Origin of the sequence: Actinotignum saccati, assembly GCF_051265055.1 — a bacterium.
Lineage (GTDB): Bacteria > Actinomycetota > Actinomycetes > Actinomycetales > Actinomycetaceae > Actinotignum.
Window position 1 is genome coordinate 203,786 of sequence record NZ_JBOZCC010000004.1, and the last position, 26,044, is coordinate 229,829.

Consider the following 26,044-nt stretch of genomic DNA (forward strand, 5'->3'; position numbering starts at 1 on the left):
GCCGCGGGCTATTCTGGAGCAGTGGAGAATAAACGAGAACACACAGATATTGATGCCCTCGCGGACCGCTATTTCCAGCGCGTCCTCGATACCTCACCCGAAACGGTGACGTTCACCGGCCTGCCCGGTGCCCCCGAAACCAAACTTGATGATTACTCCCCCGCCGGGATTGCCGCGCATATCGATAACGTGCGGGAGACCCTGGCGGCCCTCGATCACCTTGAAGAGCGCGATGCCACGGATCGGGTGACCGCAGCCGGCCTGCGTGATCGCCTCGGCCTGGAAATTGAGCTGTATGAAGCCGGCGAAGAAGTCGGCAAGCTCAATGTTATTGAATCCCCGCTTCAGGGAATTCGTGATGTTTTTGATGTGATGCCCCAGGACAGTGCTTCCGATTGGGAAACCATCGCGGAGCGCCTGAGCGATGTGCCGCGGGCCATGGCCGGCTACCGGGAATCCCTGGCCCAGCGGGCCGCGTCCGGCCCCGTGTTTGCGGCCCGGCAGGTGGAGCGCTGCCTGGAGCAGGCCCTCGCTGCCGCCTCTGATTCGGGTAGTTTCGCCGGCCTGGCCCAGCGCGGGGCGGCCGTAGCCCCGCAGCTCGCTGGAGCTTTGGAGCAGGGCGCAGCTCAGGCCCGCGCCGCTTACGGGGAGCTGGCGGAAACCCTGCGGGGTCTGCTCCCGGGTGCTACCGAAAATGATGCGGTGGGCCGGGATCGTTACGCGCTGCATTCGCGCGAATTCCTGGGCGCCGTCGTCGACCTGGATGAAACATACGAGTGGGGTATCCACGAACTGGAGCGTATCGACGCGGAACAGCAAGCCATTGCGCGCGAGTTGTACGGGGAGGGCGTGAGCGTGAACGAGGCCCTCACCCGCCTCGATCAGGAGGAACGCTACACCCTGCACGGTGTGGAGGAATTGCGCTCGTGGATGCAGCACACCGCGGATGATGCCATGGCCGCGGCCACGCAGTACTTCGATATTCCCGAGGCGATGCGCACCATCGAATGCATGATCGCGCCCTCGAATTCGGGCGGTATTTACTACACGGGGCCCTCCGATGATTTTTCGCGGCCGGGGCGCATGTGGTGGTCGGTGCCGGAAGGCGTGACCGAATTCCACACCTGGCAGGAAAAGACCACCGTCTACCACGAAGGGGTGCCGGGTCATCACCTCCAGCTGGGTCTGGCCGTCTACCTCAAGGATCAGCTCAATGCGTGGCGCCGCCAGGCCTATTGGGTTTCCGGGCACGGGGAAGGCTGGGCGCTCTACGCCGAAGCCCTCATGGCCGAGCTCGGCTTCCACGAGGATCCGGGTGACCGCATGGGTGTGCTCGATTCCGAGCGGCTGCGCGCGGCCCGCATCGTGGTGGATATGGGCGTGCACCTGGGTAAGGACGCCGGGAAGGTGGCCGGCGGGCAGTTCGGCACCGGCGCCTGGGATCACGACGCCGCCTGGCGTTTCCTGCGCGCGAATGTTGCCATGGAACAGTCCTTCCTCTCCTACGAGCTGGACCGTTACCTCGGCTGGCCGGGGCAGGCCAGCGCCTACAAGGTGGGTGCGCGGATCTGGAAGGAACTGCGTGAGGAAGCCCGGGCCCGCGCGGGTGCCGGTTTCGACCTCAAGGCGTGGCATATGAAGGCCCTGCGCCTGGGCGGGGTGGGCCTGGACGTGCTGCGCAGCGAGCTTTCGCGCTAGGCCGGTCTTTCCTATGCCGATGATTCATGACGGGGGCGGCGCGGCGCATACGCCTGCTGCTGGGCGCACGCCCGCGGGGCATATGCCCGCAGGCCGCGCGTCCGCTGGGCACGCGCCTGCACCGCATATGCCCGCGCTGCCCTCCCTTACCTTGGCTCTCGCCAGCCAGTCCCCCGCCCGCCTGGCCACCTTGCGGGCCGCGGGCGTGGAGCCGCTGGTGCAGGTCTCGCACGTGGATGAAGATGCGCTGCTCGCGCGGGTGCACGGGGGTCCTTCCCAGGGGGTGCTGGCGCTGGCCGCGGCTAAAGCCCGCGATGTGGCCGCCACCCCCGGGCCGGCCCAGCGCGCCGATTTTGTGGTGGGCTGCGATTCCATGTTCGAGTTCGAGGGCGAGGTTTACGGGAAACCGCATTCCCCGGAGGTGGCCCGCGAGCGCCTGGCTCGCATGTCCGGCAATTCCGGGATTCTCCACACCGGGCACTGCCTGGTCCATGTTCCTTCCGGGCGTTCCCTGGCCGGGATTTCCCGCGCGAAGGTGACCTTCGCGCACCTGAGCGAAGCGGAGATCGAGGCCTATATCGCCACCGGGGAGCCCCTGGAAGTAGCCGGTTCCTTTACCGCGGACGGCTTGGGCGGCCCCTTCATTGACCGCCTCGAAGGTGATTACCACGGGGTGGTGGGCATTTCCCTACCGCTGCTGCGTTCCCTGGTGGAGCACTTGGGTCTGTCCTTTACCCAGTTCTGGGCGAAGCCGGCCCGCCCGGCCCTCGGGGTGCTCCCGGAGGCCGCGCAGCGTTTCCTGGCCGATAGCCACCACGGCACGGTTCATCACGGCGCGGACGGTTTCCTGCTATGCGGTTGCGGGAAACGCCATTGGGGGATGAACGGGGCGGCCGGGATCGCGGCTTTCCGGCGCCACGCCGGGCGCATCCAGATCCTGCTTCAGCACCGCTCCCCCTGGAGCCACGGCGGCGCTACCTGGGCTTTCCCGGGTGGGGCGCGCGAATGGGACGAGGAGCCCTGGGAGGGCGCCCTGCGCGAATTCACGGAGGAGACTGCACTGGCTCCCACGGATCTGCGCCGCGGCGGGGAGCTCACCACCGCGCATGCGGATTGGTCCTATACCAGTTTCGTGGCGCGCTGCCGCGATGGGCTCGAGGCGGTGGCCGACGGGGAGTCCATGGAGTTGCGCTGGGTGAACGTGGAGAATGTTACCTCCTACCCGCTGCTTCCTTCCTTCGCGGCCACCTGGCCGCAGGTGCGCGAGCTGGCCCGCACCACCCTCGATTGGAACGACGGCGCGCGCGGCTAGCGCCGCGCGATCACTCTCCCGCGCGTAATTAGCGCTGCATGGAAACCGTGGTCGAGCAGGTCTCCGGCTCAGGACTCGTCGTTAACGTTCGCCGGCAGGCCGGCCACATAGGGGTGGTCGGTGCCGGTGGGCCCCAGGCTTTGCGCCCCGCCCGGGGAGCCCAATTCGGAGAAGAATTCCGCATTGACGGCGGTGAATACTGACCATTCTTCGGGAACATCATCTTCGTAATAGATGGCTTCCACCGGGCAGGCCGGTTCGCAAGCCCCGCAATCTACACATTCGTCCGGATTAATGTAGAGGGTACGATCCCCTTCGTAAATGCAATCCACCGGGCATTCGTCCACGCACGCCCGATCTTTGGTATCGACGCACGGCAAGGTAATGACATAAGCCACCGGTGTCACCTCCTCCTCTACCGTAATCCGAGCTCACGCCCAGCACCAAATCTAGTGACCGGGCGCAGGGGCTGGAGCTGGTGCGGGAGCCCCTTCGGCTTGCGGAGCGGGTGCGGGCGGGGTAGCCGGCTCCGGCTTCGGGCAGGTGCGGCCGTGATCGGGCTGGTAGGTCCAGTCATAGGACGAATCCTCAACGACCTTATCCCCCAATTTCACGGTGCGGGATACCGTCACAGTAAATCCGGGATCGCCCAGACCCTGGGGTTCACAATCCGGGCCCTTACCTTCCGTCATAACCGGCTGGCGATAATTGCGCGGTTCCGAGGTCCAGGTTTCGACGTCGTAATACTTCGTCGACCACAGCTTCGTGACCACGTACCCGCCCTCAAGGTAGGTGTCGATCACCGCGCCGTACGGGGTGGTATTCTTCCATTTCACGTCAATGGAACCGGACCACAGCGTCGATTCGCGGCCCATGGGGTAGCGGGAAAAATGCTTGGTGTGGGGGCGGTGCTCCACATCCTCGTAACCGGCCAGGTAGCCAATATTGAAAACATTTGTGGCCAGCTGGGAAAGCCCGCCGCCCAGGGCCTCGTTATTAAAGCCGTTCATAACCACCCCGGAAGAAACGAAGCCTTCCGAGTATTCGATGGGGCCCAGCGCTGCTTCCAGGGAGAACGTCTCATCGGGTTTGACCAGGGTATCGGTGATTTTCCGGGTTCCCACCCGCAGGTTGGTGGTACGCACCGAATCGCTGGTGAGCGGGGTGGAAATCTCCGAGACCACTTCCTTCACCCCGAGCTTTTCCGCATCCGCGGTGCTGAAAGCCGCCGGAATCGGGGCGGGGCTCAGTTCCACGAGGCGCTCGGCCGCAGCGGTGCGCAGCGCGGCCACCTGGGCGCCGGAGGCGAGGGCGGCGTCGTCAATACCCACGCCGTCCTGGGAGGGAATAATCTTGGGCGTGGTGTGGTCCACGATCTCAATGCGGGCATCCACACCCGGTTTGAGCAGGTCCGGAGCTGCGGCCCGCACCGCATCGCCCAGCACTTTACCGTCCAGCTTAAGCTGGAGCGCCGCACCTTCCGGCACGAAGGACGCCGCCTGCGCCAAAGTTGCCGGGCTGAGGTTCACGGCCCGGTCCCCCACCTTCGCGGTGAGATCGCCGGAGACCAGCGGCCCGGCCAGCTCCGCGCGCGCCTTTTCGGCAGCTTCGGTGCTAATGGCCGGCTCGGCGGGTACCGCTTCCAGTTCGATGCGTTCCTGGCCGCGCAATGGTTGTTCAATCAGAGCGGCCCGGGTGGCCTCCGGGTCGACGGCGCGCCCGGCTTGCGCCGGGCTGAGCTGCGCCGTCGTACCTTCCATCACGAGGGTGGCATTACGCGCCTCCACCCCGGTGCTATTACGAACGGTATCCACCTGGGCGGATAATGCGGCATCGTCCACGGTGACCTTCGGGGCGACCTCACCCTTGCCCGTGAGTTGGTGGAAAATCTCCACGGGGTTGAGGGTGAAACCGGTCAGGCTCTCCACCGTGGCCGCCGCGTCCACGCCCAGGGAGTAATCGCCCGGGTTGACGCTCACGCTGGTGCCTTCCACAACCACCTCGACCGGGCGGGCCACCCGCGCGGCGACCTCGCCGCTGAGGTGTTCGGTGGCGGTCGCGGTATTCATCCCGCCGATCTCAATACCGGCCACCGTGGTGCCCCGCGCCACCCGGTCGGCGCTGTACCAGGCATAACCCACGTAAGCGAGAAGCAAGATCGCAATAACCCCGGAAACAATCCAGGGCCAGCGCAGCTTGCGGGTAGCTTCCACCTGCCGGAATTCCCCGGTGTCGAAGCTCAGCGGCGTGTGCTCAGGTCGCATGCGTCCTCCTGTGGTTGATCCTGGTTGGCCTGCGGGTGTGGGCCCGGAGGCGTGGAATGCCGGCGGCGCACCAGGGCGCCGATCAGCGGGAATGCCCCGGCGAGCGGAGCCAGAATAAGCCAGAGATTCGCGGCCACCCCGTGGAAGGCCACGATGTCGCCGTAGCCGGGGGCGGCAAATGCCCAGAAGGTAAGGGCCACTTCACCCAGCCAGAATCCAGCCCAGCACCATGATCCTAGCCAATCGCGGGCGAAAGATGCGCCACTGGCAATGAGCAGCGTGGCGAGGAGCGGGCCGACCCACACAATATCGGTGGCCAGGCCGGGAATTCCCGCCAGCCCCGCGTGGGTGACCGCGGCCAGCGCTCCGGCGAAGGCACCGAGCAGCAGGCCGGTGGCGAGCTTCGCGCACGTCCGCAGCGCGGTTCCCAGCGCGTTTGGGCGCGCCGCGTGAACCGGGCGCGCCGTATGGGACGAGGCGTCCCCCGAGACGCGGGGCGTGTTCGGGCGCGGGGTGCGGTTCCTCATCTCACTCCTTGTCTGGGCGGGCGCGCCGCTGGTAGGCCGGGCCGTAACCGCGGGCGGGTAGAACAGCCGCTATATGCGAGCCGTTCACGCCGCACCGCGGGCGGGCGCTACTTCTTCGCGCGCTTCTTCCGCCCGGCGATCTTGCCGCGTTCCACCGCGCTGAGCACAACTTTGCGCACCCGCACGGATTCCGGGGTTACTTCCAGGCATTCGTCATCAGCAGCGAATTCCATAGCTTCTTCTAGGGTAAGCCGTCGGGGCGCTTGCAGGGTCTCAAACACGTCGGCGGTGGCCGAGCGCATATTTGTCATTTCCTTGGCGCGCACCACATTGACGTCCATATCCTCATCACGCGGGTTTTCGCCCACGACCTGGCCCTCATATACTTCCTGGCCCGGGGTGACGAAGAATGTGCCGCGGTCTTCCAGGCGCTGGAGGGCGTAGGCGGTGACCTGCCCGGCCCGGTCGGAGACCAGGGAGCCGGTGGCCCGCGAAGAAATCTCACCCATCCAGGGGGCGTAGCCCTCCGAAATGGAGGCGGCAATGCCGGTGCCGCGGGTCTGGGTGAGGAACGCGGAGCGGAAACCAATCATGCCGCGGGCCGGCACCACAAATTCCATGCGCACCCAGCCGGTGCCGTGATTCGCCATCGTTTCCATGAGGCCCTTGCGGGCGGCCATAAGCTGGGTGACCGCGCCGAGGTATTCTTCCGGCACGTCAATGGTGGTGCGCTGCATCGGCTCGCATACGGTTCCGTCAATGGTGCGGGTGACGACCTGGGGTTTGCCCACCGTCAGCTCGAAGCCTTCCCGGCGCATCTGCTCCACCAGAATCGCCAGAGCCAGTTCCCCGCGATCTTGCACTTCCCAAGCGTCAGGGCGGCCGGTGGGGAGGACCCGGATGGACACATTACCCACGAGTTCCTGATCGAGGCGGTCCTTGACCTGCCGCGCGGTGAGCTTATGGCCCTTGCCTTCGGTGCCGGCCAGCGGCGAGGTATTAATACCGATGGTCATAGAAATAGCCGGGTCATCCACGTGGATGGGCGGCAGCGGGCGCGGATCCTCGGGATCCACCAGAGAATCACCGATCGTAATATCCGGAATACCAGCGATCGCCACAATATCGCCGGCCCGGGCAGAGGTGGCCGGCTTACGTTCCAGACCTTCGGTGAGGAGCAGTTCCGAGATATGGGCCGACGACGTCGTACCATCAGCGCGTACCCACGCAACTGTCGCACCCTTCTTAATGGTGCCCGAATAAATACGCAGCAGCGCGATACGGCCGAGGAAAGGCGAGGCATCCAGATTGGTGACCTGGGCGGCCAGCGGGGCGTCCGCCTCGAAATGCGGGGCGGGAATGTAGTTGACAATCGCCTCGAACAGCGGCTCCAGATCGGTGCTTTCGGGCAGCTGGCCGTCCGCCGGGCGGCTCAGGCTCGCGCGCCCGGCCTTCGCGGAAGCGTAAATCACCGGGGTTTCCAGGAGGGAATCGAGCATATCCGGATCGGGATGATCCAGGTCGGAAGCGAGGGAGAGGAGGAGATCCTGGGTTTCGGATTCCACCTCGGCGATGCGCGCGTCCGGGCGATCCACCTTATTAATAACAATAATGACGGGCAGCGAGGCTTCCAGGGCCTTGCGCAGCACGAAACGAGTTTGCGGAAGCGGGCCCTCGGAGGCGTCCACGAGCAAAATAACGCCGTCCACCATGGACAGGCCGCGTTCGACTTCCCCGCCGAAATCGGCGTGGCCGGGGGTATCGATCACGTTAATAGTGATGCCCTCAGGTGCACCAGCCGCAGCCGCGGCCGGCCCGCGGTAATGGATCGCGGTGTTCTTCGCGAGGATGGTGATGCCTTTTTCGCGTTCCAGTTCTCCGGAATCCATGACGCGCTCCCCGGTTTTCTCCACGGTGGCGCGCTCTCCGAAAGCCCCGGCCTGCCACATGAGCGCGTCCACGAGAGTGGTTTTCCCGTGATCAACATGCGCCACAATGGCAACGTTGCGAAGATCGTTGCGACTATCCATAACCTACTTCCCTGCCGGCCCGCGCCGGCGTTGTGACATACGGGCTGCGCGAGCGCAAACCCCTGGCAATGTTACTCGCCTGGCCGCCGCCGTATACGCCACCATGTCAAGAATCACCACCGCCGGCCGCGGCGGGCGGTGATCGGGGCGCGCTCGGCGGTGATTGCGGCACGGCCGGCGGTGACCGGGGCGCAGCGAACGGTGGCCAGGCCGCAGTTTTCGGCAATCGGGGCGCGAACGTGGGAAAATATGCTTATGTCTGCACGTTATCGTCTTCGCGGCGCCTCGGCCGCCCCCGCCGCCGGGCTGTGCGGCGCTATCGGAATCATCGCCCTGGTCATGCAGGTGTGGCAGGGCGGGTGGGGTTATTTGCCGCCCGCGGCTGTGTTCGCCGCCGGCATGTGTCTAGCCGGGTACGCGCTCTTCTATTTGCCCAGCGTGGACGTGGACGGTTCCGGGGTGACGATACGCAATACCTTCCGCGACCTGCGGATTCCGTTCCCTCGTTTACGTGCGGTCGAATCCGGGTACGGTCTTGTTATAACGACGACGGACGGGGCGGCCATTCACGCCCGCGCCTTCGGCTCCGTCGGGCGCCCTACCCCGGATACTCGCCGCGCCGTCCCGGTCCACGATTCCGGGGATCATACGGTCACCACGGCAACGCTGCCGGTACGGAAGTTCATTGAGTCGGTGGCCTCCCGTTATGTTCCCGCGGGTGCCCCTAGCGAGCATCCGCGGGTGGAGCGCCACTGGGCCTGGGATCGATTCGCTTTCGCGGTGGCCGGAGTGCTCGGGGTGCTCGGCGGTATTGCCTGGTCGGTGGCGCTGTGAGTGCGGAAGGTACGCACGCGGGCGAGGACCACCGCGGAAACGAAGTGACCGGGCATGGGAGCGAAACGGCCGGGCACGGCGGAGCGAGGCGTCACGCGGGCGAGGTGACCCTGCGTTCGCGCGGCCAGATCGTTAAAGGCGGCCTCCTCAGTGGCCTTGGCTTCGCGCCCCTGATTCTCATTGCGGCCGGGGTTCCTATGCCGCTCTCCGCTCTTGCCGCCGCTTTCCTAGGGGCCGGGGTTACCGGGGCCGCCTATTCTTTTTTCTTCCTTCCCGAGCTGCGCTATAGCGCCGCGGGCCTGACGATTATTAACCCGCTGCGCACGATCTACCTGCCCTGGGGCGCGGTGGCAAGCTTCACCACTCGCTTTTATCTCACCACCCACGCCCGGGGCGGTCAGCATTGGGATGCGGCGGCGTTCCCTGCCGGCGGCGCGTTGGCGGCCGGGCGCCGGCTTCTTCCCGCCCGGCATCCGGCGGCCGCTCGCCACGCTGATCTTCCCGCGCTGCCCGGGCGCAGCGCAGCTGCCCGCACCCGCTGGGTCACGCTCGCCCGAGCCGCGGAGCAGCTGCGGGCAGCGCAAGAAAGCGCGGCTGGCACGGCCGGCGCAGCCAAGCGGGAAACCGGCCGGCAACGCGGCACGGGTGTAGATGCCGGCCCATGCACACCGGAGACCAGCCCAGCGCCGAGTGCACCTAGCACAAACCGCCCGGTGCGATCCGTGGATCGTAACCGAGCGGTTCTGTGTGTGGCGTGGGTGGCTTGCCTAGCCGCGACCTGCGGCCTGGCATTCACCTGAGCGCCAGAGTAACTCTCGCCTAGTTGGCGGCGTCGTCGTTCTCATTCAAACGCAAACGCGAGACTTCACGGCCCTGCTTGCGCAGCAGCGCGTGGCGTTCTTCGCGGCGGCGGCGCTGCTCAATCGGTTCGGGAACCGGAGCGGCGGCCAGGAGGCGCTGAGTGTAGGCTTCCTGCGGGTTGTGGAGGACGTCCTCGCGCTGACCCGCTTCCACGACCTTGCCGTTTTGCAGCACCACCACGCGGTGCGACAGCATATCGACCACCGCAAGATCGTGCGAAATGAAGAGGCAGGCGAAGCCCATGTCGTCCTGGAGTTCGGAGAGCATGGTGAGGACCTGGGCCTGGACGGACACGTCCAGCGCGGAGGTCGGTTCGTCCGCGATGAGGAGCTTGGGGCGCAGGGCCAGGGCGCGGGCGATGCACACGCGCTGGCGCTGGCCACCGGACAGCTCATGCGGGTAGCGGTTGAAGGAGGAACGCGGCAGGCGCACTGCATCGAGCAGGTCGTACACGCGCTGGCGGCGTTCCGCCTTGGTGCCGACCTTATGAACATCGAGCGGTTCCATAATGCAATCGCCCACCGGGAAACGCGGGTCGAGGGACGCGGCCGGATCCTGGAAGACCACACCCACGTGCTGACGCAGCTCCTGGGCGTGCTTACGCGAAGCACCCACGAGGTCCTCACCGAAGATCTTCACCTCACCGGAAGCTGCCGGGATGAGCCCGAGCACGCATTTGCCGATGGTAGATTTACCGGAACCTGATTCGCCCACGAGGCCCACGATTTCACGCTCGGCAACATCCAAGGACACGTGATCAACCGCGCGGAAAGGCTCCTTGCCGGGAATCTCGTATTCGATAACGAGGTCCTTAGCTTCCAGCACCTTCTTATTGAGGTCGATAGAAGCTTCCTTTTCCAGGGAGAAACCGAATTGCTCGCGGCCCTGGCCCAGATGCGGCACGGCTTCCAGCAGCCGGCGCGTATACGGGTGCTTGGGGTGGTTAAGAACCTGAACGACGTCGCCCGATTCCACAATCTCACCCTTGAACATCACATGGACCCGGTCGGCCATATCCGCAATAACACCCATGGAGTGGGTAATAAGCAGAATGCCGGTATTGAGCTGGTCCTTGAGGGAGCGCAGCAGGTCGAGGATATCGGCCTGGACGGTCACGTCCAGGGCGGTGGTCGGTTCGTCCGCAATAATGACGGAGGGGTTGGCGATGAGCGCGATCGCGATGACTACGCGCTGGCGCTGCCCGCCGGAAAGCTGGTGCGGGTACTGGTTCATGCGCTCTTCGGCATCGGGCAGCCCGACGGCCTTGAGCATGGCAACCGCGCGATTGCGGGCATCTTCCCCGAAGGCGAGCCCGTGGGTTTCCAGACCTTCCGTCATCTGGCGGCCAATGGTAAGCACCGGGTTGAGGGCGGTCATGGGTTCCTGGAACACCATGCCCACTTCGGCACCACGCAGGGCGCGCATGCCCCGCGAGGTCATCCCGCGCACTTCCCGCCCGGCCACCTGCACACTCCCGCTAATAACAGCATTGGAAGGGAGCAGGCCGAGGGCCGTGGTGGAGGTGACGGACTTGCCGGAACCGGATTCACCCACCAGGCCCACCACTTCGCCCGGGCGCACATCAATACTTACGCCGCGTACGGCGTGAACCGCACCGAATTCGGTGGCGAATTTGACGTCCAGTTCACCGAAGCCGAGCACCGGCTTATCGGTTTTCGGGTGCGGGGTGACGACGGGCTGGTCGGCCTTCAGCGTGGCCGCGGAGGCAGCTTTATCGTGCGTTGTTGCAGCGCGTTTTCCGAGACGCATTTATTCGCCCTTCCTTTCGGTGGCGTCCGATGCGGGAGCGGCGTGCTCGCCACCCGTCGCGGTGGTGGCCGCGGTGGTCACCGGCATGAGATCAGCTTCGACGTCGTTCTCAATATGTCCTTCGGCAAGGGCCTTCATCTTGCGGCGCGAAACCGCAGAACGCTGGCGCGGATCGAAGGCATCACGCAGGCCGTCACCAATGAAGTTAATGGACAGCGCGATGATGAGGATCAGACCGGCCGGGGCGAAGAAGAGCCAGGGGCGGGTCGAGAACGTGGTCTGGTAGGTAGAAATAAGCAAGCCGAGCGAAGTTGCCGGCGGGCGCACCCCGAAACCAAGGAAGGACAGCGACGTTTCCAGCAGAATGGCCGAAGAAATCGACAGGGTTGCCGAAACAATGATTGTGCCCAGGCAGTTCGGGAGGATGTGGCGGAAAATAATACGCCACGGGGAGGCTCCCAGCGCGCGGGCCGAGGCCACGAATTCGCGTTCGCGCAAGGAGAGCACTTCGCCGCGCACCAGGCGCGCCAAGCCCGTCCAAGAGAGCACACCCAGCATGACCGCGAGGAACAAAATGCCCTGGCTTCCCACCATCTTGCCGATAACCGCGGCGAGGATGAGCAGCGGGATCACGATGAAGAGGTCGGTGATGCGCATGAGGATCGCTTCGGTCCAGCCGCGGAAGTACCCGGCGGCCGCGCCGATAACCGTGCCGATAATGGTGGAAACCAGCCCGACGACGAAGGCGATAATAATAGAAATCTGGGTGCCCTTCATGGTGAGGGCGAAGTAGTCCTTACCGATATTGTCCTGCCCGAAGGGGTGTTCGCCCAGCGAGGTCCAGGTCAGGGTCGGCTTGCCGTTATTGACGACTTCCAGAACATCCGTGTAATTGTGGCGCCACAAACCGGAGAAATGCCAGTGCAGCCCAAAGAAGCTCATATTCCAGCCAATGGACAGGAAGGCCACCAGCGTCACAAGAATAAGAACGACGGCGGATACCATCGCGGGCTTATGCCGCAGGAAGCGGCGCAGCACCAGGCGCCCCTGGGAATAGGAGGGGCTGGAGGAAGCGAGCTGAGCGTCGTCGACCTCAACAACGTGTTCCGGGTCGAGCGACGCGACGGTTGTTTTCGAGCGATTCTCACTCATCGGATTCTCCTCGGGCTTGGTGACGATTCATGGGGGTAGTCAGGCTCATGCTTACCGCCTAATCCGAGGATCGACGTAGGCGTACATGATGTCCGCGACCATATTCATGAGCACCGCGGCTCCGCCGGTGACCAGGAAGAAGGCCATGACGGGGGCCGGGTCTACCTGGGCCAGGCCGGTTCGGAAGAGTTCACCCATGCCCTTCCAGCCGAAGACCGTTTCGGTAATAACCGCGCCACCGATGAGGCCCGCGAAATCGAAAGCGATAATGGTGAGCAGCGGCAGCATGGCGTTACGGAACGCGTGCCGGGTGATAACCGTGTGTTCGGGCAGGCCCTTGGCCCGCGCGGTACGGATGTAATCCTGACCGAGCACTTCCAGCATGGACGAGCGCGTATAGCGCGTATAGGACGCAATGGACATGAGCGTCAGCGAGATCGTCGGCAGCAGGAGGTGGGTGAAGGAATCCAGGAAGCTGAGCCAGAAGACGTGGCTGCCCTGGAAATTCGGGGTCATCGAACCGATGGTGGAAATCGGGCGGTTCTGGGTGAGCGGCAGGTAGGTGGACCAGTACCGGGCGGCGAAATCGAAGATAATCGCGATCCACACTGAGAACACGGCCCAGATCGAGGCCCAGGTGACCGAGCGGCGGGCGTAGCCACCGAAGAAGTAGGACACCCCCACGGAGGCGGCGACACCGAGAGCCAGGATGAGGAAGAGGAAGCCCCACGTGGGCTCCCAGAGCATATTCGAGCAGGCCGCCACGATGACGAACATAATTGCGGCATTGGCGCCCACCACGGCGAAGCCGCGCTTATTGGAGAAGCCGAGGAACAGCCCGGTGAAGAGCACCGTGCCGGCCAGGCCCATGAGGGCTTCGATCCACAGCCCGCCGGTGGGTTCCAGGAAGGCGCGGGTTACGGAAATGTATTCCATAACGCCGAAGGCGATAGCGAAGCTGATGCCCGCGGCCATGGCACGCCGCTTCGGGCCGCCGGCCACGAGGGCCTGCACAAAGAGTGCAAAAATACCGGCAAATATGACGATCGTAACCAGTGAGATTGTTGGATCTGCCAGCCAGTCATTAAAGCGAATAGCGCCGTATTCCTTCAGGAGCACCGCGAAGACGAAGGCGGGCAGTGAGTAGAAGGTGAAGGCGAGGAAGGTCACGACGTAATCGAAACCGGTGTAACGGCGGATAGCACTCATAACACCGAAGAAGATTCCGAAGAAGATCGCGAGGAAGGTGGCCGCCAGCACGAGGCGCAAGGTGGCGGAAGCGGCCTGACCGAGCATGTCATTGACAGACTGTCCGGAACGATTGACGCCCAGGTCGCACTGGCCGATGAAGCATTTTGCTGCTCCGGTCAGCCAGGTCCAATAGCGCTCGTACCAGGGCAGATCGAGGCCCATGAAGGAGGAGCGCTGCTGCATGAGGTTTTCGCGATTCGGGTTATTGGATTCGCGAAGGTCCTCGAGGGGGTCGCCCGAATTAATCGTAAGAACGAAGATAAGGAGCGACGCGGCCCAGAGGATAAGTACTGAGATGCCAATTCGTTTGGCGATGAATTTATACACCGCGAGACTTCTTTCCGTTCTGTGTGCCGATGGGCGCCGGTTCGGACAATTTTACTCGGTGACTATAGTACATAAGCATTTCCAGACGAAATGGGACGTGGGATGTGACACAGGAAGGTGATAAAACTGCACGCCCGGAGGGGCCGCAAGCGCGGCCCCTCCGGTGCAGCTAGAAAATAACTATTACTTCCTATGCATAAGGCTAATTACTCAGCCTTGGCGGGTGCGGAGCCCCAGCTCCACTTTTCGGCATTCCAGGCGATACCGGACTGGGTGACGTTGCGCTCAACGTTCTCCATACCGGTGGTGTACGCCGCGATGCCCGGGTGGGTGAAGAGCGGGATACCGAAGAGGTCATTCCACAGTTCCTTCTCAATCACCTTCTTGGCTTCCTTCTGGACCTTCGGATCCAGGCTGGAGGAAACCTTGTCCCATTCGGTGTCAACAGTGGCGTTGTTGTAACCGGTCTGGTTCTGGCCACCGTTGGACTTGTAGATATTCGCGCCGGAAACGATCTGGCCGGAGCCGGACCAGGCGAAGAGCACCATATCGAAGTCGCCGCTCTCATAGCCGCCACCCGGGGCCATGAAGCCCTGGGCCCCGACGTCCTGGACGGTGATGCCGGCCTGGGCGCAGGAGGAGGTCACGAGGGCAACCTCATCGGAACGGCGCTGGTTGGGCTGGTTGTAACCAATGCGGACCACCGGGTTGGCGATACCGGATTCAGCAACCTTGGCCTTGGCCTTTTCGATGTCGACCTTATCGTATTCGCCGTTGTAGGAGGCGGCCACAACTTCCTTGTACTCGGGGTTATCCGGGAAGTATTCGCGGGAGTTGAGGACTTCAGCGTTAGCGTTGAGCGGCTTGATGAGCGAATCAACGATCTGCTGGCGCGGGATGCAGTAGGCCATGGCCTGGCGCAGCGCGAGGCCGCCCTTGTCATTGGCGAAGATGGAGCCCGGCTTGAAGTTGAAGTCGAAGTGCTCCCAAATCATGGTGTTACCTTCGAGGACGGTCACGCCCTGGGTGCCGTTGAGGGCATCAAGGGTGTCCTTGGTGGCCTGCGGCTCAATGACGTTGACGTTCTGGTTGGCGAGGGCCTGAACCTGGCCTTCCGGCGGGATGAAGCGGATCACGAGCTCATCAAGGCCGGGCTTCTCACCCCACCAATCCGGGTTGGGAACCATGGTGATGTACTGACCGGCTTCCCAGCCACCTTCCTTGAGGGTGTAGGGACCGAAGGACGGGGCATCTTCCGCGGAGGGCAGCTGGCCCGGGGTGGGCGAATTCCAGTTGTTCCAGAATTCAGCGGCCTTCTTAGCGGTCTCGAAGTCCTTGTTCTTCAGAGCTTCGAAAAGCTCCTTCTTGGACATGCCGATCTTCTTGGCTACCACGTGCGAGGGAAGCTGACCGGAAACAACGAGCTGCCAATCCGGGTTCGGTTCGGCGTAGGTGATGGTGAAGGAACGGTCGCCAGCATTGCACTGGGGGCCTTCCGGAACGCCGTCCGCGTAGGTATCCGGGCTGGACACGTGGTTGAACAGCGGCTCATCGGAGCCGGCCGCAGCCTGGCCGTCCATGATCCACTTCGGGTTCTGGGAAACCCAGTCCAGGTAGGCATCTTCACAGGTAATAAGTTCGCCACCCTGGTACTTGGCCTCATCGTTGTAGGTGTACTTCACGGTGAGGGGATTCTCGGAAACCAGTTCGTAGTCACCGAGGGCGGTGCCATGCTTCCACTCGCCATTGGCGGAGTAGTAGCCGAAGCCGGGCATCATGCGGTCAACAACAAGGGAGTTGGCTGAGCTGTAGGTAGTGGGCGTCAAGCCGTTGTAGCCCAGGAATTCATCGGCACCGACGGTGACCGAAGCGGTCCGGTTGACATTTCCTTCGACCTGGGTGGGGCCACCCTTGCCGTTGGAGGAACAACCAGTCATGACCAGAGCAAGCGCGGCTGCTCCGGCCACCAAGGGATAAGCGGTCTTCTTCACGAAGGAACCTCCTCATTGACTGTTTCCGTACCGCGGGGGCAGTCCCCCGGTACGGAGTGATCATGTTCGCGCTGTGGGCGCGTGGAATATGCAAAAGCGGTGCCGGATTCTCAAGAATCCGGTGCGTTGACGATCTCCACAGGATGGAACACGCATTGACATCCTGTGCGGATAGCCAGCGCCACCGCTCTAACCATGGAAAAAGCCTACACGAGTCTTGACGATTTCTTTACGTTTAGGCTCAGGCTTTTTTCATGTGCGAATGTTCACGCCCGCAAAAATTGGAGAAATCCGCAGCGTAGAGCCGTTTTTCTAAGTTGCGAGAGTCTGGACACTTTCAGGAAGGAGTCACGTCTCACGCCGCGCATATCTCATATGCTGAGATAGTTTTTCTCAAAATCATTCCAGAAACGAGATGCGGCGCTGTTTTAGGGCGCTGCCGAAGCGTCCACAGGCACCGCGGCCGCGGCTGAAGGTGTGCGGAGCCGTTTTAGAAGGCTGCCGGCGCCGCGGGAGCCGGCGCGGCGGTACCGTGCCCGAAGAGGTCGCGCAGCCGCGCCCGGGATAGCTTCCCGTCATCGTCCACCGGGAGCTCATCGAGAACCACGAGCAGACGCGGAAGCTTGAAAGAAGCGAGCGCTTGGGCGGCAAAAGCCCGAAGCTGATCGAGGCTGGGCACCGGCAGACTTTGGGGCACCACCGCGAAACCGCCGGTGGCCGGATCCGGGGTGGCGAAATCTTCGGGGCTGGACTCGTGGGAATCCATGACGATGGCGGCACCCACCACCTGGCCCCATACCGGATCGGGCACGCCCGTCACGAGGGCGGCCCGCACCCCCGGGTACTGGTGGAGCACCCGCTCAATTTCTTCGGGGTGAACGGTATCTCCCCCGGTTTTGATGGTATCGGTAACCCGGGCAACCAGGCTGATATACCCGTCCGCATCCACCCGCGCGTGGTCCTGAGAGCAGAACCATTCCCCCGCGAAGGAGGAACGCTGGTAATTATCCCCGTGCCAGTATCCGGCTGAAATGCTCGGCCCGCGCAGCTGCATTTCTCCGATCTCCCCGGGCGCCACCGGGGTATCGGTACCTGGCTCTACCAGGCGAATCTCCACGTGGGGCATAGCGCGCCCCACCGTTTCAGCTTTGTGCGCCACCCGCGCGGTAGGAAGATAGGGGCCGACGCCGCCCGTTTCCACAGACCCCCACATATTAAGAGGATGGAGACCCGCCGCATCCAGGCGCCCCATGAGAGCCGGCGGAACCGCCGCCCCGCCCACGAAGGAGTACCGGAGACTGGAAAGGTCCCGGGTGAGGAAGGTGTCGTCGTCGAGCATAAAAGAATAGGTGGTGGGGGTGCCGAACATCGTGGTGACCCGGTGTTCTTCAATGAGGTGCAACAGGCCGGCCGGGGAAGGAGTGCGCGCAATAACAATGCGGCCCCCGCGCGCGAAGTGGAAGAGCGTGCCGCCGTTGAAGCCGGCAATAGAGGAACATCGCGCGCTGTGTAAGAAAATGTCATCACGCCCGTAGCCCAACGCATCGTGGAAAATACGATCCGCCCACCACAAATTATCGTGGGTGAGTTCGAGGGCCCGGGGTGCTTCCGGGGGCGCGGGCCGGAACATCATGACGGCCACTCCGCTCGGGTAGCCCTCGGTATTAAAAGCGGGATTCCCGGCGGTGCCATCGGCGACGAAATCAGCGGTGAAACTCCCGGTTGCCGCGCTCAGAGCAATATAGCCGTTGGTGAGGGCGGGAGTGAAGGGTGGCGCGAGGACGTCGTCGTCGATAACAAAATGAATGGGGGTGCCGGTGGAGGTGAAGGCGCCGGCGGTGCCTATTTCCGCGCACGCGATGAGGACGCGCGGGGCCGCAAAATCGACGAGGCGTTGTATTTCCACCGGATGGAGGCGGGCGTCCACCGGAACGAAAACCGCACCAATACGGGCGCAGGCCACCGCAACCAGATAGTGGTAGGGAGAGTTATGGGCCACGATCATGACGCGGTCCCCGTGGGAGACGCCGGCCTGGACGAACAGCTGGGCGAGGCGGGAGGTGGTATCGCGCGCTTCGCCGACCGTCAGGGTGGTGGCATCGTAGTGGAGGCAGGTGCGATCCGGGTTGGCGAAAGCGGTGCGATCAAGCAGATAGGCAACGTTCGTGACGGGGACGCTACTCATTGCGCTCACTTTCTGCGCTCGGGCTCGCTCCCCCACCGGTATCCGTGAGATCGGCGGGATCCGCGATGTCCGCGAGATCCGCGTCTGGAAGAGTGGCCGCGCCCTCACCGAAGAGGAAACCGCGGATGAGGCGGCGCAGCTGGTAGAGGTCTTCCACGTGGGAGAGTTCGCGCGCGGAGTGCATGGACAGGAGGGGCACGCCCACATCCACCGTGGTGATACCCAGGCGGGTGGCGGTGAGCGGGCCGATGGTGGTTCCGCAGGGGATGGAGTTGCGGGAGATGAAGAATTGGTAGGTGGCGCCGGCATCGCTGGCCGCGCGCAGGGCGAGGGTCACCGATTCCGCATCCGAGGCGTAGCGCTGCTGGGCGTTCATTTTGATGAGCGGGCCGGCACCGGCGCGCGGGGCGGAATCCGGATCGTAAAACTCGGCGTAATTGGGGTTGAGGGCGTGGCCGGCATCGGCGGACATACAGGCCGAACGGGCCAGTAACTGGTACCAGCTATCCCCGCGCACCCCGAAGCTTTCCGCGATGCGGGCCAGCACGGTTTCCAGGAAGGGCCCGCTGGCTCCGCTGGTGGTTCCCGAGCCGACTTCTTCGTGATCGAAGGCGGCGAAAACCGGGAAGTACGGGAGCTCGGCGCCGTTTTCTGCCGTCTGCCGCGTATCGCCTGCGGCGTGCCCCGCGGCCGCCACTCCGTCGAGGAGTGCCCGCAGCCCGGCGTATACGGAGGACAAATTATCCTGGCGCCCGGCCGATAGGTACATCCCATTGCGCCGCGGCGGCTCAACATCATAAGCGTAAATATCGTGCCAGCCGATCCATTCGGCGCTGGGCGCTTCCCGGCCCGCCGGCCCCGGCTTCGCGTAGCGCGCCAGGGTTTCAAAAAGATCGCTATCGGTGCCGAGGCTGGAGTCCGCCTCGGCTTCCGCGTGCGCCGCGCAATCCGCGTGCGCAGCGTTATCGGCGCAATCCGCGCCCGCGGCACAGCAGGCTTCCGCGTGCGCCCCAGTGAATATCGGGTGGAGATGCTGCTGGCGATCCAAGCTCAGGGTATCCCGGTTGCCGGAAATGAGATGCGGGGCGAGCTGCGGGATCACCATGCAGGCCGGGGTGCGCACCAGATATTCCCGGCCATCCATATCCGTAATGCGCCCGGCCAGGCCAAGGTCTCGGTTGAGCCACGAATTGAGCAGCGGCCCGCCGTACACCTCCATATCCACCTGGGTGTAGCCCCCGTGGCGGGAAGTTCCGGCCGGCTTGAGTTTGAGAGTGGGCGAATCCGTATGCGCGCCGAGGATGCGGAACGGCGCCAATTCACCGTTCCCCGCGCCCCGCGGGCTCACCCAGGCGATGAGCGCCCCGCCGCGCCGCACATAGCGTGCTCCGCGTGCCTCCCAGGCTTCCGTTTCAAGCTGTTCGGTGAAACCGTGGGCTTCCAGAATCTGAGCTAGCTGCGCCGCCGCGTGGTAGGAGGACGGAGATGCCGCGATGAATTGCGCGTATCCGCGGGCGTGGCGATCAGCAGCGGTACTCCCCTTTGCTTGCGCCGGATCCGCTGGTGCGGTACCCGCCAGTGCGGTATCCACCTGCGCGGCATCGGGCGTGGACTCAGCAAACTCAGACATGCTCATGGCCTCCCAGTCTAGTGATTGCCAGGTTCGCCGGCGGCCTCAGCTGCGCCGTCGTTCCCCATCCCATCATTTTCCGAAACGGCACCGGCCGCAACTTCCGCGGGCGTGACCTCCATGGTGCCGCGCGCGGCGTGACGGCGCGCCAGGAACAGCAGCAGAATCCCGAGAGCCAGTACCAACACGCTAATAACCACCCAGGCGAGGACCTGCGCCCCGCTATTGGCGAGCTGGGCGCCACCGTGCATTGCCATCATTGTTATTGAACTCCTCACCGCAACGATTAGCTTCCTGGGACGATGGTACACCGGGTGACTAGAACATCACACCGGACCTTTTCGATGCATTTTCGTCAGCGAGGGTGGCTAGGATTCCCGCTCATGACAAAAATTTTTCGCGCTGCGTCGCTGCGGCGTGACGGTGGGGAACACAGTGCCCACCGTGGCGGGGCACTGGCCCGCGCCGGTCTTGGTTTGGCCGCTCTCGGGGTGGTTTTCGGCGATATCGGGACCAGTCCGCTCTATGTTGTGCGCGCGGTTTTCACCGTGCACGGCGGGGCCGTTCCGCTTACGGACGCCTCGATTTACGGAGTGATTTCCCTGGTGGTGTGGATGCTCCTTCTTATCGTGTCCTTCAAATACGTGATCCTTGTGTTGCGCGCGGATAACGACGGCGAAGGCGGCATCACTGCCCTCGCCACCCTGCTGCGCACCCTCAGCGGTGGGCGGCCGCGCGCCGCGGCGCTTTTCACGGTGGCGGGCATGTTCGGGGCGGCGCTCTTTTTCGGCGACGCCGTCATCACCCCAGCCATTTCAGTGCTCTCCGCTATCGAAGGTATCCGGGTGGCGCTGCCAACCTTCCCCTCCACCCTCATCGTGCCCATCGCATTGGTGATTCTTCTCACCCTGGGCTGGATGCAACGCTACGGCACCGGGCGGGTAGGCAAGATTTTCGGCCCCTTCATGCTGCTATGGTTCACGGGGCTGGTGCTGATCGCACTCCCGCATATTGCCGCGCATCCGGAAATTATCGCGGCACTTTCCCCGCACCAGGCGCTGATGTTCGTGGGCGGGCACCCGACTATCGGTTTCCTCGCCATGGGCGCGGTGGTGCTGGCCGTGACCGGCGCCGAGGCGCTCTACGCCGATATCGCCCATTTCGGGCGGCGCCCCATTTCCGCGGTGTGGTTCGCGGTGGTGCTGCCGGCGCTGGTGTGTAACTACCTGGGGCAGGGCGCGCTGCTGCTCGAGCACCCGGAGGCCATTGCCGATCCGTTCTTCCACCTGGTTTCTTCCCAGTGGGCCCTGGTGCTCATGCTGCTGGCGACCGGCGCCACGGTCATCGCCTCGCAATCGGTGATCGCGGGGACCTATTCCATTGCCCGCCAGGCGTCCCGGCTCGGATACCTCCCCCACCTGCGGATTCGCTATACCTCCGCGAGCGGGGCGGGGCAGATTTACCTGCCCGATATCACCGGGCTGCTGGTGGTGGCAGTGGCGGCCGTGGTGGTGATTTTCCGCGATTCGGCGCGGCTGTCCTCCGCTTACGGACTGGCGGTCTCCACCGATTTTCTTCTGACGACCGCGATGCTGCTGGCTCTTACGGTGATCGGTTGGCACTGGCGCTGGTGGCAGAGCGCCGCGCTGGCGGTGGTGCTGGGCGTGGTGGAAGTGCCGCTTTTCGCCGCTAATGCCGCGAAATTGGTGACGGGTGGCTGGCTGCCCCTGCTCATCGCCCTCGTTCTTATGGTGGTGATGCTCACGTGGCGGCGCGGGGAGGCGGTGGTGGCGGCCACCCGGGCGCGCACCGAAGGCACCCTCGCCGAGTTCGCGGCGCACTTGCAGAAAAACCCGCTGCGGCGAGTTCCGGGCACGGTTATTTATCCGCATTCCCTGGCTACCACGGTTCCGGCGGCTTTGCGGGCCACCACCGAGCTGCATCGCAGTATGCGCGACCACGTTATTATTCTCTCCATCAAAACGGCCCCGCAGGCCCATATTGAGCGCGCCGAGCGCATTACCCGCACGCAGGTGAACCCGCGCGTGGAGGGCGTTGTTCACCTCACGATGCGTTACGGCTTCATGGATATCCGCAATATTCCGGCCGACTTGGAATGGGCGCAGCGCGAATACGGGTGGGGTTCTTGGAAGCTGAGCGAGGCCCAGTGGGTGCTCAGCCACCTGGGGGTCCGTTCGCGCGGGAAGAACGACGACGCAGCTAGCGGCGGTGGGGATTCTGGCAAGGGTGCGTGCTTCGGCAGTGCGGGCTCTGGCAGTGCGGGCTCTGGTAGCGCGGGCTCTGGCAACGGTGCAGACTCTGGCAACAGCGCGGACTCTGGTAACGCCAGTGATATTCCGCAGCTGCCCCGCTGGCAGGCCTGGCTTTTCGCGCACATCGCGCGGCATTCCGCTTCGCCGGCCTGGGTGAAGAGCCTCCCGGCGGATCGCACCGTGGAGATTTCCCGCGAGGTCATTGTGTAGGTGAGGTTCGGGGCGGGAGGCTCACGGATTCGGTGGGGCTCACGGGTTCGGCGGGAGGCTCACGGTGCGAAGCGAGGCGCGTGGGCCTCCCGCCCGCTGATAATGTCGAAGCGCCTGGTAGCGTTCCTAGTATGACGACAACAACGCACTACCTCGAGCAGCTTCGCCTCGATGAACTTACCCTCACCGTCCCGCTCACCGCGGATCGGGAAGATACCCGCACCATTGAGGTGTTCGCCCGTATCGCTATCCGCCCGGGCGGGGAATCGCTCCCCTATCTCTTCTATCTGCAGGGCGGGCCGGGCTATGAAGCCTGGCGGCCCAGCCTCTCCCCGCTGGAGCCCTCCTGGCTGAACGTGGCCCTGGAGCGCTACCGGGTTGTGTTCGTGGATGAACGCGGCACGGGCCGCTCCACACCCGTCGGGGAAGATATTCTCAGCACCGGAAGCACCGCTGAGGTGGCCGAATACCTCAGCCATATGCGTGCCGATAGCATCGTGCGCGATTGTGAGGCGCTGCGCCAAGAACTCGGGGTGGAGAAAATCAACCTCCTCGGGCAGTCCTTCGGTGGTTTCACCACCGTGCATTACCTTTCGGTAGCGCCCGAACATATCGACCAGGCCTTCCTCACCGGCGGGCTTACCGCGGTGCGCCGCAGCGCTGATGATGTCTATTCCCTCACGTGGGAAAAGATGCGCGAGCACAGTGAAGAGTACTACCGGCGTTTCCCCGCGCACCGCGACCGGGTGCGGGAGCTGGTGGAGCTGGCGGGTAGCGGTGCCATCGATTTACCCACCGGAGAAATCGTTTCGCCCTCGCGGCTGCGTTCCCTCGGGCACCTCCTCGGTTCGGATAACGGGTGGCGGGAACTGTACTATCTGCTGGAAAAGGATCCGGCGTCCACAGCTTTCCGTTATGACCTGGCCGCGGCCATGCCTTTTGATGGGCGTAACCCGCTCTACTACGTGCTGCACGAATCTTCCTACGCGGATGGTGTGGTCACCAACTGGAGTGCGGAACGCACCCAACCGGAAGATTTCTGCACCGATACCTCGCTCCTCTACGGCGAACACGTGTGGGCGGAATGGGCGGATACCGTCCCGGCCTTCCAACCATGGAAAGATGTAGTTGAAAAACTGGCCACCTGGGAGTGGCCGCAGCTCTACTTCCCGGAAGCTCTGCGGGAATCGGGGGCGCGCGGGGCGGCCGCGGTTTACGTGAATGATGCCTATGTGCCCCTCGAGTTCTCCCTTGAAACGGGGGCGCTGCTTCCCGGGATCCACCGGTACGTGACCTCCACCCACGAGCACAGCGGTTTGCGTTCCAGTAACGGGGCGGTGCTACGCACGCTCTTTGAATTGGCGGATGGCACGCGGCTGCGCTAATCATGCGTGGCGGGCGCGCCACGGCTGGGTTAGCCGGCGCGCTGAGCTGCACTAGCCGGATGCGTTGGGCTGCGTTAGTAGGGTGCACCGGCCTCCGCTAGGCGGGTGCCCGGCGCTGCTCCCCCAGTTGTCCGGGATTTCCGGACAACTGGGTACGGGGCATGCGCTCCAGGAATAATGGCCGGCCCGCGCGCGGGAGGGCCGGCGGTACGAAAGTGAGGATACATATATGTGGAATGATGCGGATACGGACGCTGTGGTGTTCGGGGATAACCTACCGGTACTCCGGGCCCTACCGGCCGAGTCATTCCAGCTTATTTACCTCGATCCTCCTTTTAATACCGGCCGGCCCCAGCGCCGCTCCACGGTGGTCACCCGGCGTTCCACCACCGGGGATCGTATTGGTTTCAAAGGCCAACGCTATGAAACTATCGTGGAGCGGGTACTCGGCTACGACGATAGCTTCGCCGAATATTGGGGTTTTCTGGAGCCGCGCCTGGAAGAAGCCTGGCGGCTCCTCACCGATTCCGGAACCCTCTACCTGCATCTGGACTACCGGGAAGCGCATTACGCGAAGGTGCTTCTCGATGCGCTTTTCGGGCGGGAGTGTTTCCTCAACGAAATTATTTGGGCCTACGATTACGGCGCCCGCACGAAGAAACGCTGGCCCGCCAAACATGACACCATTTTGGTGTACGTGAAGAACCCGGCCAGCTACTACTTCAATTCGGAAGACGTGGACCGCGAACCGTATATGGCTCCCGGCCTGGTTACTAAGGAAAAGGCAGCGCGGGGCAAACTTCCCACAGACGTGTGGTGGCATACCATCGTCTCCCCCACCGGGAAAGAAAAAACCGGCTATCCTACCCAAAAACCGCTCGGGATACTGCGCCGGATTATCACCGCGTCCTCGCGCCCCGGGGATCGGGTTCTTGATTTCTTTGCCGGCTCGGGTACCACCGGGGCCGCGGCCCGCGAATTAGAGCGCCATTTCCTGCTCATTGACGCGAATCCGGAAGCCATCGCGGTCATGCGCACCCGCTTCCCCGATCAGGTGTGTTTCGGGGAATGGGATGGCGCGGCGGTGAGCTGGGAATAGAGAGCGCAGGCTCCCACCCGGTAGGCCGGCTCCAGGGAAAGCTCCGGGTCGGCATAGAAATCCGGGGAATGATTCGAGGCCGGCTCTCCGCTGGCCGGGTTGAGCTGCTCGGGTGAAAAGCCACCGAAGAGCCAGAATACCGATTGTGCGCCAGCGGCCTGGCCGAGCACCGCGAAATCCTCACTGAAACCGAAAGTTTCGCTGGCCAGATGTTCCTCCCCAAATTCCGCGCCGATCACGTCACGCAAGGCTGCAACAGCTGCGTCGTCGTTCACGGTGGCATCCACCTGGCGGATCTGGCGGATCAGCGGTTCGGGGGCGCCGGCCGCGAGCGCCTCGGCCCGCGCAATCCGCTCGATACCGGTGTTGATAATCGCGCGGGTTTCCTCGTCCCGGAACCGGGTATTAATGCACAGGCGCGCGGTGTCCGGAATGATATTGTCCTGACTGCCGGCCTGGAATACGCCAACGCTCACCACCGCGTTGCGGTCCGGATCCGTCATGCGGGAACGGATTGTTTGCAGGCGGGTGACGATGGCCGAACCGATAACAATAGGGTCGACGGCGCGGTGGGGCTGCGAGCCGTGCCCGCCCACGCCGTGCACAATTATTTCGAAACCGTCCGAGCCGGGCAGCACCCCACCCGGATAGAGATTGACCCAGCCGGCAGGACGCGGCACCACGTGGCCGCCGTACATGATCTGCGGGCGCGGGGATTTCTCCCACAGACCGGCCTCCACCATGGCGCGTGCCCCCAGGCCGTTTTCTTCCGAGGGCTGGAAAACAAAAACGATGGTGCCGCGCCACAGTTGCGGGTGCGCCGCGAAAGCCCGGGCGAGGGCGAGCGCAATCGTCATATGGGAATCGTGCCCGCAGGCGTGCATGACCGGCACATTTTTCCCGGAGGCGTCAATTCCGGTGGCCCGTGAAGCGTAGGCGAGGCCGGTGCGCTCGGCAACGGGCAGGCCGTCCATATCCGCGCGGTAGCCCACCACCGGGCCGGGGCCGTTGCGCAGCACGCACGCAAAACCGGTGTCGGTCACGGGGATGATCTGGTGGGTGACCTCACCGGAAAGCTCGATGGCTTCCAGGCGTTCGCGGAGCGCGCGCGAAGTCTCCACTTCCTGGAAAGACAGCTCGGGATTGGCGTGGAAATACTGGAAATCCGCGGTCATAGTGGCCCGGTCCGAGGCGCTGAGGTGAAATTCCTCGGGAAGATACTGCACGGCGTTCCCTCTCATCCGA

At 63.9% G+C, this 26,044-nt stretch carries 19 protein-coding genes; 7 read left to right on the forward strand and 12 right to left on the reverse strand.

Annotated features, from left to right (window positions below; all coding sequences use genetic code 11):
- Positions 1-21 precede the first annotated feature (21 nt).
- Both ACRQEC_RS05025 and ACRQEC_RS05030 read left to right on the forward strand, forming a co-directional pair.
- Positions 22-1,698 carry a DUF885 domain-containing protein gene (locus ACRQEC_RS05025; protein ID WP_284889328.1) on the forward strand — a complete coding sequence of 559 codons (1,677 nt, stop codon included), beginning with the start codon at positions 22-24 and terminating at the stop codon, positions 1,696-1,698.
- Positions 1,699-1,717: 19 nt separating this feature from the next.
- Positions 1,718-3,010 (forward strand): Maf family nucleotide pyrophosphatase, encoded by a 1,293-nt coding sequence (locus ACRQEC_RS05030; protein WP_320756865.1) that lies wholly within the window; start codon positions 1,718-1,720, stop codon positions 3,008-3,010.
- Between the two features lie 68 nt (positions 3,011-3,078).
- On the opposite strand, the gene fdxA is transcribed toward ACRQEC_RS05030, so the two are convergent.
- The 4 genes from fdxA to typA all read right to left on the reverse strand — a co-directional run bounded on the left by fdxA (position 3,079) and on the right by typA (position 7,831).
- Entirely contained in the window at positions 3,079-3,408 is a 330-nt protein-coding gene (gene fdxA, locus ACRQEC_RS05035) for a ferredoxin (protein WP_126135113.1), read from the reverse strand.
- Positions 3,409-3,459: 51 nt separating this feature from the next.
- A complete protein-coding gene (locus ACRQEC_RS05040; RefSeq protein WP_284889330.1) occupies positions 3,460-5,274 on the reverse strand; it encodes a VanW family protein in 1,815 nt (604 codons plus the stop codon).
- Positions 5,250-5,801 (reverse strand): hypothetical protein, encoded by a 552-nt coding sequence (locus ACRQEC_RS05045; protein ID WP_284889331.1) that lies wholly within the window; start codon positions 5,799-5,801, stop codon positions 5,250-5,252. Before ACRQEC_RS05045 ends, ACRQEC_RS05040 begins: the two co-directional genes overlap by 25 nt.
- Before the next feature lie 107 nt (positions 5,802-5,908).
- The gene (gene typA, locus ACRQEC_RS05050; RefSeq protein ID WP_284889332.1) at positions 5,909-7,831 is read right to left on the reverse strand and encodes a translational GTPase TypA; all 1,923 of its coding nucleotides are present in this window, start codon (positions 7,829-7,831) and stop codon (positions 5,909-5,911) included.
- A gap of 255 nt (positions 7,832-8,086) precedes the next feature.
- Here typA and ACRQEC_RS05055 point away from each other — a divergent pair, with 255 nt between their 5' ends.
- Complete coding sequence (locus ACRQEC_RS05055) at positions 8,087-8,665, forward strand: PH domain-containing protein (RefSeq protein ID WP_284889333.1); 579 nt, start codon at positions 8,087-8,089, stop codon at positions 8,663-8,665.
- The gene (locus ACRQEC_RS05060; RefSeq protein ID WP_284889334.1) at positions 8,662-9,465 is read left to right on the forward strand and encodes a hypothetical protein; all 804 of its coding nucleotides are present in this window, start codon (positions 8,662-8,664) and stop codon (positions 9,463-9,465) included. Before ACRQEC_RS05055 ends, ACRQEC_RS05060 begins: the two co-directional genes overlap by 4 nt.
- 19 nt (positions 9,466-9,484) lie before the next feature.
- Here ACRQEC_RS05060 and ACRQEC_RS05065 read toward each other — a convergent pair whose 3' ends face one another.
- The 7 genes from ACRQEC_RS05065 to ACRQEC_RS05095 form a co-directional block, all read right to left on the reverse strand.
- A complete protein-coding gene (locus ACRQEC_RS05065) occupies positions 9,485-11,296 on the reverse strand; it encodes an ABC transporter ATP-binding protein (RefSeq protein ID WP_284889335.1) in 1,812 nt (603 codons plus the stop codon).
- Positions 11,297-12,448: an ABC transporter permease gene (locus tag ACRQEC_RS05070; protein ID WP_026428354.1), complete on the reverse strand. Its 1,152-nt coding sequence runs from the start codon at positions 12,446-12,448 to the stop codon at positions 11,297-11,299.
- Between the two features lie 51 nt (positions 12,449-12,499).
- Positions 12,500-14,026 (reverse strand): ABC transporter permease, encoded by a 1,527-nt coding sequence (locus tag ACRQEC_RS05075; protein ID WP_284889336.1) that lies wholly within the window; start codon positions 14,024-14,026, stop codon positions 12,500-12,502.
- Between the two features lie 206 nt (positions 14,027-14,232).
- Positions 14,233-16,017, reverse strand: coding sequence for an ABC transporter substrate-binding protein (locus ACRQEC_RS05080; RefSeq protein ID WP_284889338.1), 1,785 nt, complete (start codon positions 16,015-16,017; stop codon positions 14,233-14,235).
- A 490-nt stretch (positions 16,018-16,507) separates the two neighbouring features.
- Positions 16,508-18,202, reverse strand: a complete 1,695-nt coding sequence (locus tag ACRQEC_RS05085; protein ID WP_284889339.1) for a class I adenylate-forming enzyme family protein — start codon at positions 18,200-18,202, stop codon at positions 16,508-16,510.
- Positions 18,195-19,832 carry a M18 family aminopeptidase gene (locus tag ACRQEC_RS05090; RefSeq protein WP_284889340.1) on the reverse strand — a complete coding sequence of 546 codons (1,638 nt, stop codon included), beginning with the start codon at positions 19,830-19,832 and terminating at the stop codon, positions 18,195-18,197. Before ACRQEC_RS05090 ends, ACRQEC_RS05085 begins: the two co-directional genes overlap by 8 nt.
- 17 nt (positions 19,833-19,849) lie before the next feature.
- Positions 19,850-20,092, reverse strand: a complete 243-nt coding sequence (locus ACRQEC_RS05095; RefSeq protein WP_284889342.1) for a hypothetical protein — start codon at positions 20,090-20,092, stop codon at positions 19,850-19,852.
- A 123-nt stretch (positions 20,093-20,215) separates the two neighbouring features.
- Between ACRQEC_RS05095 and ACRQEC_RS05100 the strand changes: the two genes are divergently transcribed.
- From ACRQEC_RS05100 to ACRQEC_RS05110, 3 genes are all read left to right on the forward strand, one after another.
- Positions 20,216-22,315 (forward strand): potassium transporter Kup, encoded by a 2,100-nt coding sequence (locus tag ACRQEC_RS05100; RefSeq protein WP_435734856.1) that lies wholly within the window; start codon positions 20,216-20,218, stop codon positions 22,313-22,315.
- Between the two features lie 131 nt (positions 22,316-22,446).
- Entirely contained in the window at positions 22,447-23,700 is a 1,254-nt protein-coding gene (locus ACRQEC_RS05105; protein WP_284889345.1) for an alpha/beta fold hydrolase, read from the forward strand.
- A gap of 229 nt (positions 23,701-23,929) precedes the next feature.
- On the forward strand, positions 23,930-24,799 hold the full coding sequence (locus tag ACRQEC_RS05110; protein ID WP_284889347.1) for a DNA-methyltransferase: 870 nt from the start codon (positions 23,930-23,932) through the stop codon (positions 24,797-24,799).
- Here ACRQEC_RS05110 and ACRQEC_RS05115 read toward each other — a convergent pair.
- Positions 24,751-26,040 (reverse strand): amidohydrolase, encoded by a 1,290-nt coding sequence (locus tag ACRQEC_RS05115; RefSeq protein WP_435722950.1) that lies wholly within the window; start codon positions 26,038-26,040, stop codon positions 24,751-24,753. The two genes, ACRQEC_RS05110 and ACRQEC_RS05115, sit on opposite strands and share 49 nt — an antisense overlap.
- Between the last annotated feature and the right edge of the window lie 4 nt (positions 26,041-26,044).